This window comes from Aurantimonas sp. E1-2-R+4, from assembly GCF_036549515.1.
GTDB classification, from domain to species: domain Bacteria; phylum Pseudomonadota; class Alphaproteobacteria; order Rhizobiales; family Rhizobiaceae; genus Aurantimonas; species Aurantimonas coralicida_A.
In genome coordinates, this window is sequence record NZ_JAZHLK010000080.1 from 1 (window position 1) to 8,000 (window position 8,000).

At 59.2% G+C, this 8,000-nt stretch carries 7 protein-coding genes and 3 pseudogenes; 6 read left to right on the forward strand and 4 right to left on the reverse strand.

What is annotated here, in order from left to right; all coding sequences use genetic code 11:
- The first annotated feature begins 125 nt into the window (after positions 1-125).
- The 3 genes and pseudogenes from VQ045_RS20555 to VQ045_RS20565 all read left to right on the forward strand — a co-directional run.
- A complete protein-coding gene (locus tag VQ045_RS20555) occupies positions 126-428 on the forward strand; it encodes an OsmC family protein (protein ID WP_331831451.1) in 303 nt (100 codons plus the stop codon).
- A 162-nt stretch (positions 429-590) separates the two neighbouring features.
- Positions 591-1,097: a GFA family protein gene (locus tag VQ045_RS20560; protein ID WP_331831446.1), complete on the forward strand. Its 507-nt coding sequence runs from the start codon at positions 591-593 to the stop codon at positions 1,095-1,097.
- Positions 1,098-1,513: 416 nt separating this feature from the next.
- Positions 1,514-1,708: pseudogene (locus VQ045_RS20565) on the forward strand (transposase); the annotation flags it as partial.
- Positions 1,709-1,765: 57 nt separating this feature from the next.
- Here the strand turns inward: VQ045_RS20565 and tnpC are convergent.
- The gene (tnpC, locus tag VQ045_RS20570; protein ID WP_331831447.1) at positions 1,766-3,043 is read right to left on the reverse strand and encodes an IS66 family transposase; all 1,278 of its coding nucleotides are present in this window, start codon (positions 3,041-3,043) and stop codon (positions 1,766-1,768) included.
- A 52-nt stretch (positions 3,044-3,095) separates the two neighbouring features.
- Here tnpC and VQ045_RS20575 point away from each other — a divergent pair.
- Positions 3,096-4,277 (forward strand): annotated as a pseudogene (locus VQ045_RS20575) (IS1380 family transposase); the annotation flags it as partial.
- A complete protein-coding gene (locus tag VQ045_RS20580) occupies positions 4,274-4,516 on the forward strand; it encodes a hypothetical protein (protein ID WP_331831448.1) in 243 nt (80 codons plus the stop codon). The pseudogene VQ045_RS20575 and the gene VQ045_RS20580, both read left to right, overlap by 4 nt.
- Here VQ045_RS20580 and VQ045_RS20585 read toward each other — a convergent pair.
- Complete coding sequence (locus VQ045_RS20585; RefSeq protein ID WP_331831449.1) at positions 4,501-4,851, reverse strand: hypothetical protein; 351 nt, start codon at positions 4,849-4,851, stop codon at positions 4,501-4,503. The genes VQ045_RS20580 and VQ045_RS20585 overlap by 16 nt on opposite strands.
- Before the next feature lie 170 nt (positions 4,852-5,021).
- On the opposite strand from VQ045_RS20585, the pseudogene VQ045_RS20590 reads away from it, so the two are divergent.
- A pseudogene (locus VQ045_RS20590) lies at positions 5,022-5,246 on the forward strand (ISL3 family transposase); the annotation flags it as partial.
- A gap of 92 nt (positions 5,247-5,338) precedes the next feature.
- Here the strand turns inward: VQ045_RS20590 and VQ045_RS20595 are convergent.
- Both VQ045_RS20595 and VQ045_RS20600 read right to left on the reverse strand, forming a co-directional pair.
- Complete coding sequence (locus VQ045_RS20595) at positions 5,339-7,537, reverse strand: putative bifunctional diguanylate cyclase/phosphodiesterase (protein WP_331831450.1); 2,199 nt, start codon at positions 7,535-7,537, stop codon at positions 5,339-5,341.
- Positions 7,538-7,801: 264 nt separating this feature from the next.
- A partial coding sequence (locus tag VQ045_RS20600; RefSeq protein WP_331831452.1) for a hypothetical protein occupies positions 7,802-8,000 on the reverse strand: 199 nt, incomplete at its 5' end.

Consider the following 8,000-nt stretch of genomic DNA (forward strand, 5'->3'; position numbering starts at 1 on the left):
ATCTTTCTTCATGGCGTTGCTCTCCTCAGTGGAATCGGCACCCCGAGCCTAACGGCTCAAGGCGGGCAACGCCGCCCACTTCAGAGTTTCAACAGAGACCGGGACATTCCCTGGCACGCGCAGCCCTGGCGACCTGCGACGCCACCAGAATTGCGTTGCGCGCCGCTGAGTTAGGGATAGCGTTGGACGCGCTCGAGGTCATAATGGACAGCGTTGACGACGACCGCGGCCTTTTCGGCTTAGATAAATCGGTTCGTGCCGGTTCTCTGAGCATACGAACCCGCGTTACTATTGGTGCCGCCGGAGTGGACGAAAAAGTCCTGCGCGAGATTGTCGATTACGCGGTGGCCCATTCGCCGGTCGCTGATGGCTGTCGCGGTGAAACGCCTTCAACGCTTGAATTAACTATCGCCCTGACAGGGCTCTGACGCAGGCGGCGGGGTGATGGCCTTACTCGACAGCCTCAAACCGGATATCGTAAAAGAATAGCCCACCTTGTTGTCCGGAAATCTCGGCAAGTTCTTTTCAAAGGGCCTGAAACCCAGCACACGTCATCATTCAGCCGAAAGCAAATAGTAATTGAGAGCGCCATGAACCATGATTCCGAAACAAGAGGTGGAGGCTGCATTTGCGGCCATGTGCGTTATCAGGTAGCTCCAGAGCCCTTGATCGTACATTGCTGCCACTGCCGCGGATGTCAGAAAAACTCTGGTTCTGCCTTTGCACTGAACGCCGTTTTTGAGGCCGGTCGGGTGCAGCTAATATCGGGCGAAGTTGAGGAAATTACGGTTCCGACGCCCAGCGGCACCGGCCAGGACGTTACCCGCTGCGCCAAATGCAAAGTCGCCGTTTGGAGCAACTACAATATGGGCGGTTTACGCAAGCATATTAGGTTCATTCGTGTCGGCACGCTTGATGACCCGGACCAATTCCCGCCAGATGTCCATATCTACACGTGCTCGAAACAGCCATGGGTTGTTATGCCAAAAGAAGACCGGACGGCTGATGAGTTTTATGAATTAAAGGACACTTGGTCGCCCGAGAGCATGGACCGACTGGCTACCCTCAAAAAATCCATTGGCATTACAAATTCTTGAAAGGAAAGTAGCCGAGGTTTATGTCCGTCGAACCCAGCCCAGAGGTTTTTGAAGATCGCCATTGCCGATGACGATGCAAGTGGGCCACTGAAAGGCGTTGTGTCGGACTCGATGCAGCGCCCCGACCCGAGCTTCCAATGTTGCCAAGAGAAGACTTCTGCGCTTTCGAGCAACGGCAGCTGCGAAAGCTGCACTTCCGCTTATAACGCCTTGGTGCAAGATCGGGTTTGGGTCACCCTCGGTCTCGTTTGTATGCTGCGGACGCGATATACGCTATCCCAAGTGCGGTAGGTTTTGGCTTAATGCGGCCGTGCTGGATGTCTAAACCCGGATATCCCAGATAAACAACGATATCGCGCCCCCCGGATGGGTGATAGTCTATAATCATCAATATCTTAGCGATGATGGGGCGGGATATGGCGACGGATGTGACGGGTGAAGCTGAAACGGGGCCTCTTCGGCTGGAATTCGACCGCTCGGTGAAGGTGGAATTCCGGGGTTCGGCGATCAGTTCGGACGGCGGATTGCTGCTGCACCGGGAACTGGACGACGCTCATGGCCTCTCGGACATGGCGGCGGGTCTGCTTTCCGATATGCGCACGGGTCTGAACGGACGTAATTACCCACCCCCTATTTGATGAGGCGGACGCTGGCGGTTTGGACCGCGTTCAAGCCAGGATTCCGACGATCACGGCGAAGGGGTTCGCGCCTTGTAGCCTTGCGGTATCGACGGTTGTCCGGACGTCGGCTTCAGCTTCGGCGGCCCACATGGCTCGGTAGCCGTTGGTGACTTTTCGCTGGATCACACACGGTCGAAGTTTGCGCTCGGACGTGTTGTTCGTGACATCGACCTGGCCGGGATAATCACAGAAGATCAGAAGTTGGTCTCGGGCGCGCCCGATCTTGGCTTGGAGCTGTCGGGCAAGCCCGCAATGGGTTGTCGCTGCTAGAAGCGCCGTCAACTGCTTTTCCAACTCCCGCTTTTTCCTTGCCAGGGTCGAGGCGGCGAAATTGGCGACGGCCCTGGCCAGATCGAACGCTCTTCCCAGCCAAAGCTTGAACCGGAAGGGCAGATCGTCCGAACCGTGCTCCAGTGCGAAAGCCGTGTCGCGCGCCAGATGCGCTAGACAGGTCTGATGCCGCTCGCCGTGCTTTTGCTGGGCGGCGTAGCGATCCGAAATCCACACCGCCGGCACATGTCCGTCCATCATCTCGTCCACGACGCGGGCGACGCGGGAATAATCGGGCTGATGCACGACCGCGTCCTTGCAGTGGAAAACCCAGTGATAAGAATTCGTCCCCTCGATCCGAACGCCGGTTTCGTCGCTGGCCACGACCTGAGCCGCGCGAACGATGGCCTTCGCCTTTTCAGCCTCGATCTCGAACCGGGGATGCGAGCGGATGAACATGTTCATCAACGCGCCCTCGCTAACGCTGAGCCCGAAAGCATCACGGAACAGGCCGCCCAGCCGCTCATAAGATAGCGCCTGGAAGCCCTTGAGATAAATCGCCAACGCGTGGATGCGCGGACCAAACGGCGTCGTCGTCGCGACCGCCGGCGCCGGCGCTTTCGTCTCGACGCCGCAATGCGCGCACCGGCAGGCAAAGCGATGGTGGCGGATGACATAGGGTTTGACCGGTGGGATCTCGATCTCGTCGTATTCGCCGATCAATTCCCTCTGGGCGTCGGACGGGAAAATTCCGCCGCACTGCTCACAAACGCCCGGCGCATGGTCGCGGAATTCGTCGAGGTCGTCGGCCAGTCGTCGATTGTGCGGCTCATGCCCGAGCTTCGCCCCGCCGGGTCGAGAGTTCTCGCGCTTTTCCTTCTTGTCCGTGGAAGGCGGCTTGGACGAGGTCCGCGACGTCTTCTCCGGACGCTGGAGCCGGAGCACCAACTCGATCAATTGCTCTTTGCTCAGCTGCTGCAAATCACCGCGGTCCATCGCGCCATGGATTCAGGCTTTTGCTCCCCTGGCAAGGGGGTGGGTAATTACGAACGGACGGCATCGCTTGCCAGGCTTCCTGCGACAGTCGGTCTTTTCCCGCCTTGCAGGATATGAGGATGTCAATGACGCAGACCGGCTGTGCCGCGATCCGGTGATGCGCCAGCTTGTCAGTAGTCGAGCAATCAAGGGCGGTGCGGCCTCGGCCAGTGCCATGGGTCGGTTCGAGACCGAGATGCTGACCCAGCCAGAGAACCTCGCGGCGCTTGTCGACCTGCCGGGTCGGTGGATCGACACGGTGCACGACAAGCGACCGCCGAAGGTCATCACCCTGGACATGGACAGTTCGGAAAGCCCTGTGCACGGCGATCAGGAGGGTTCGGCATGGAATGGGCACTTCCAGAAGAAATGTCTGCATCCGCTCTTCGTGTTCAACCAGTTCGGTGATCTGGAGAGATGTGCCTTGCGTCCCGGCAATGTCCACAGCGCTGATGGTTGGGAGGCTGTGCTGACGCCTGTGTTGGCGCGCTACTCGGCCGAGGCGCGACCTTCGATCATCCGCCGCCGGTTTCGCGCCGATGCGGCCTTCGCCATCCCGGCGCTGTTCGATCTGCTTGAGGCTGAGGGTTGGGATTATGCCATCCGGATCAAGGGCAATTCCAAGCTGAACGAACGGGTCGACTGGCTGACAAAGCGCCGCCCCGGTCGTCCGCCGAACCATGTCGTGCGCCTCTATACCAGCTTCCACTACCGGGCGAAGAGTTGGTCAAAGGCCCGCCGCATAGTGGCGAAGGTCGAGTTCCATCCTGGTGATTTGTTCCCGACGGTCGGCTTCATAGTTACAAATCGAAGCCTGCCGAATGAACGGGTGCTGACCTTCTACAACGGGCGGGGCACCGCAGAGCAGCACATCAAGGAGGGCAAATACGCGCTCAAATGGACACGGCTGTCGTGTATGCGGTTCGCGGCAAATGCTGTGCGGCTCCAGCTTCACGCTCTGGCCTACAATCTGGCCAACTTCCTGCGGACAACGGCGACGCCCGAACTGATCGAGCGCTGGTCTCTGACCTCCCTGCGCGAACGCCTGATCAAGACCGGGGCGCGCCTGGTGCGCCATGGCCGCTACGCTATCTTCCAGATGGCCGAGGTCGCCATCCCGCGCGATGTCTTCGCCGCCATCCTAAACATGATCAACACCCTGCGAGGGCCACCACCAGGAGCAACGTGCGCATGACCGGAACCAAAGCCAAATCCACGATATCAAACACCGGCGGCGGGAAAACTGTGTCCGGGCATGGTCAAATCACGTCTCTGGGTGCCAAAATAACCGACTTGGCGCCGCCTCTTATCAATATGCAGCGGCCAGAGCGAGTCAAAGCCGACAAAAGGCTTGGCGAACCGCTTTGGGTGCTATTACCATGCCGAAAGGTGATCCAAATGGGGAATGCCGGTTTGAATCAGTTGCAGCCGTAGGGACCGCAGGTGCCTGAGAAACTGTTGCCATCGGAATCCGTCCCGTTATACGAGCGATAGCCGCCGCCAAGATTTTGCTGCGTCATGTTCCAGCTGTTGCCGTCAGCCGCGACGCCGTTGGTTATGGACGTAGAACCCAAGTCAGTCGTCGTTTGCGACCATGTATTGCCGCTCGCGCTTGTTCCGTTCGTGGTGCTCATGTTGCCGTAGCGGTTGGTCGTGTAGCTGTTACCACTGTCATCGGTGCATGTAGAAAAGGTGTTGCTGCCGAAGCAGGCTGCCGAAGCAGGGGCTGCCGCTAAAAGTATGGCGCCCGTCGTCAGTATCTTGAGCATGTGAAAATTCCCCTTGGCCCACTTATCGGCGGCCGCTCGTGTTGCATAAAAACAATATTGCCGTTGCCGTTGCTGTCTCCGGTCATGCCTCATGCTTTCAATTTAAGCAATGCAATACGCGGGGAAATAGCGAGCCGGTCGATTGAGAATTGGGCTCTGGTGAATGCAGGTTTAGAGTTCGCGAGAGTTCCCTGGAGTCCCATCTGCCGTGGCTCGACGCTCAGTGGACCGCAGGTCACCGTAACGCCGCCGAACTCTGGCGGCAGCTTAAGGCCCAAGGCTGCTGCGGCTCCCTACGGGTTGTCACCGAGTGGGCAACACGCCGACGGCGAGCGGACAGGATGGATGCTGATACCTTACGGCGCAGCCCGTCGGCCCGGACCATCGCGCGGCTGAGCAGAGGTCCTCTGCGTATTTCTTTGACCTTTCTGTCTGCCGCCGCAGGCTGTCACCCTTCAGTTGAAGGGCGCCACGGGAATAGCAATGGTCACACAACTTTTCGGTTATTTCGCGTCCCGGGTCCTGCGAGCGCTGCCGCGAAGGCGGAAGCCGTCATCGGCTTGCCGAAGAAGTAGCCCTGCCCCTCCTGGCAGTAGGATCGCATGAGGTCGGCTTGGTTTTGGGTCTCGATGCCTTCGGCAATGACCTTCAGGTCGAAACCGTGCGCGAGGCTTGAGATCGCTGCGACGATCACGCGGTTCCTGTCGCCGCCGTTGGTGCCGCTGACGAAGGAACGGTCGATCTTCAGGCGGGTCACCGGAAAGTCCTTCAGCATCGTCAGGGACGCGAAGCCCGTCCCATAGTCGTCGAAGGCGATCCCGACGCCGATGGCTCTCAGGTCCCGGAGCGCCGCATGAATCCGAAACTCGTTCCGCAGGATCGTATTCTCTGTGATCTCCAGTTCGAGACCGCAGGCGGGAAGCCCCGCGTCCCGCAGCACCCTGTCCACGACAGCCGGCAAGTCGCCGGACCTGAACTGGGCCGCGAAGAGGTTCACTCCGATACGGAAATCCCGAAAACCGAAGGTTTGCCACTCGGCTGCCTGCCGACATGCGGTCCGAAGGATCCATTCGGAAACCGGGACGGCGAGAAGACTGGTTTCGAGCGTCGACAGGAAAGCAGCCGGCGTGAGCACGCCTCGTTCCGGATGGTTCCAGCGGATCAGGGCTTCCGCCCCCACGAGAACTCCATCCAGAAGGCGGACCTGCGGCTGGTAGTAGATTTCGAACTCGCTTTGCTCCCAAGCTTGCCGAACATCGGAACTGACGGAGATGCGTGTCTGCGCGATCGACCGGAGGTCGTGCGTGAACAGTCGCGCGCTACCCTTGCCCTCCGACTTGGCCCTGTAGAGGGCGAGATCGGCTTGCTCCAGGAGCATATCTGCGTTCCACCCCGCGCCCGATTGGAGAGACACGCCCGCACTGGCGCCAATATAGACCGAACGTTCCCCAAGTTCCATTGGACGCTCGATATCCCTGATAAGCTTTTCGGCCAGGCCGACGGCCGATAAGGGATCCGCCGTGTTTTCTAGGACGACTACGAACTCGTCGCCACCCAGCCGACATGGAAGACCGATATCTCCGACGACATCGCGCACTCGATCTGCCACCACCTTCAGTACCTCGTCGCCGGCGGCGTGACCAAGGCTATCGTTGACGTCCTTAAAGCCGTCGAGGTCAACGAGTATTAGAGACACAGGACGACCATCGGTACTGGCTTTCTCGAGCTGATCTCTGAGAACTGTGCGGTTGGCGAGGTCTGTAAGGAAGTCGTATTCGGCCGCGCGCCTTAGCTTGGCCTCCGTGGCGACACGTTCTGTGATGTCCCGCGCAATCGCGCCGAAGCGATGCTCACCCTCCTCGGACCAGTGGGAAAATGACAACTCGATCGGGAATTCTGTTCCGTCACGCCTGAGGGCCGGAACAGTCATCAGCGAGCCGAGTTTGGACGTGAGCCCAGCCACGGCGCGTTGTAAGCCAGCCTCGTGCATGGGACGAAACTTCGGGGGAACAATAATGTTGACAAGCTGCCCAATCGCCTCCTCGGCGCTGTATCCGAACATTCGCTCGGCCGCGCTGTTCCACGACAGGATCCGGTTGTTACCGTCCGCGCAGACGATCGCGTCCGTTGCCGATTTGGCCACGGCATCGAAGCGCCGACGCCCGTCCACCTCCGCCATTGAAAGACGCCGAGCCTTGAGCTTGTCCATGACAAGCCCGGCGAGATCGACGAGCGACTGTCGCTCGTCCGGGGAAAGTCCCCGCGGCCGCGGCACGATGTCCTTGATACAGAGCGCGCCGATGACGAAGCCGTCGGGTGTGACGAGAGGAGCGCCGGCATAGAAGCGGATCTTCGGCTCGTTGGTGACAAGCGGCGATTCACGAAAGCGCTCGTCGAGCGCCGCATCCGGAACCACCATGACGTCCCAGTCGAGAATCGTGTGAGTGCAAAAGGAGCCTTCCCGAGCTAGTTCGCAGACATCGATGCCGAGACGCGCCTTAAAGAACTGGCGGTCCTCGGCAACGAAGGAGACGAGCGCAATCGGAACGCCGAAAAGTTGCCGGGCGTGACGAACGACCATGTCCAGCCCGGGCTCAGGGGGCGTGTCGAGAACTTGATATTCATTGAGCGCAAGGAGGCGCTGGACTTCGTTGTCGGGCACTGGATGGGAAAAGAACTTCAGCATTTCTTTCCTTCCCGCTACCGAGCGTCCCGCACGCTTGAGTACCGTTAGTTCTTCGGCTGCTGCGCCGTAATTCAACTCGGTGCGCACGAATGCTGACACGAAGATGTTACGGAAGTATTTAATGAAATACGCGTCTGGCCGCCGTGGGAGAGGCTAGCGTTATCGACGTCGATCTGGCGCAGAACGTGTCCAACTGCTCGGGACGGCGGCAGACAGTAAAATTGGTGTCGCGATGTGAGTCAGAATGACTATTAAAACAATGACTTAAAGGTAGAGAAGGTTCGACGTCAGGCCCACTCCCTCCGCCATTTCCCCCTGAGAAAAGTTTCTCCCGATCCGGCTGCGGCCGGATTTATACCAACGGGCGCTGATCAAGACCCATGCGCCCAATCTCGCATTCCGATGGACGTGATTTTCCAGGGCTGATCGACGAGCTTGTTCCAAGCTGCGCAGCAGTGGGCGA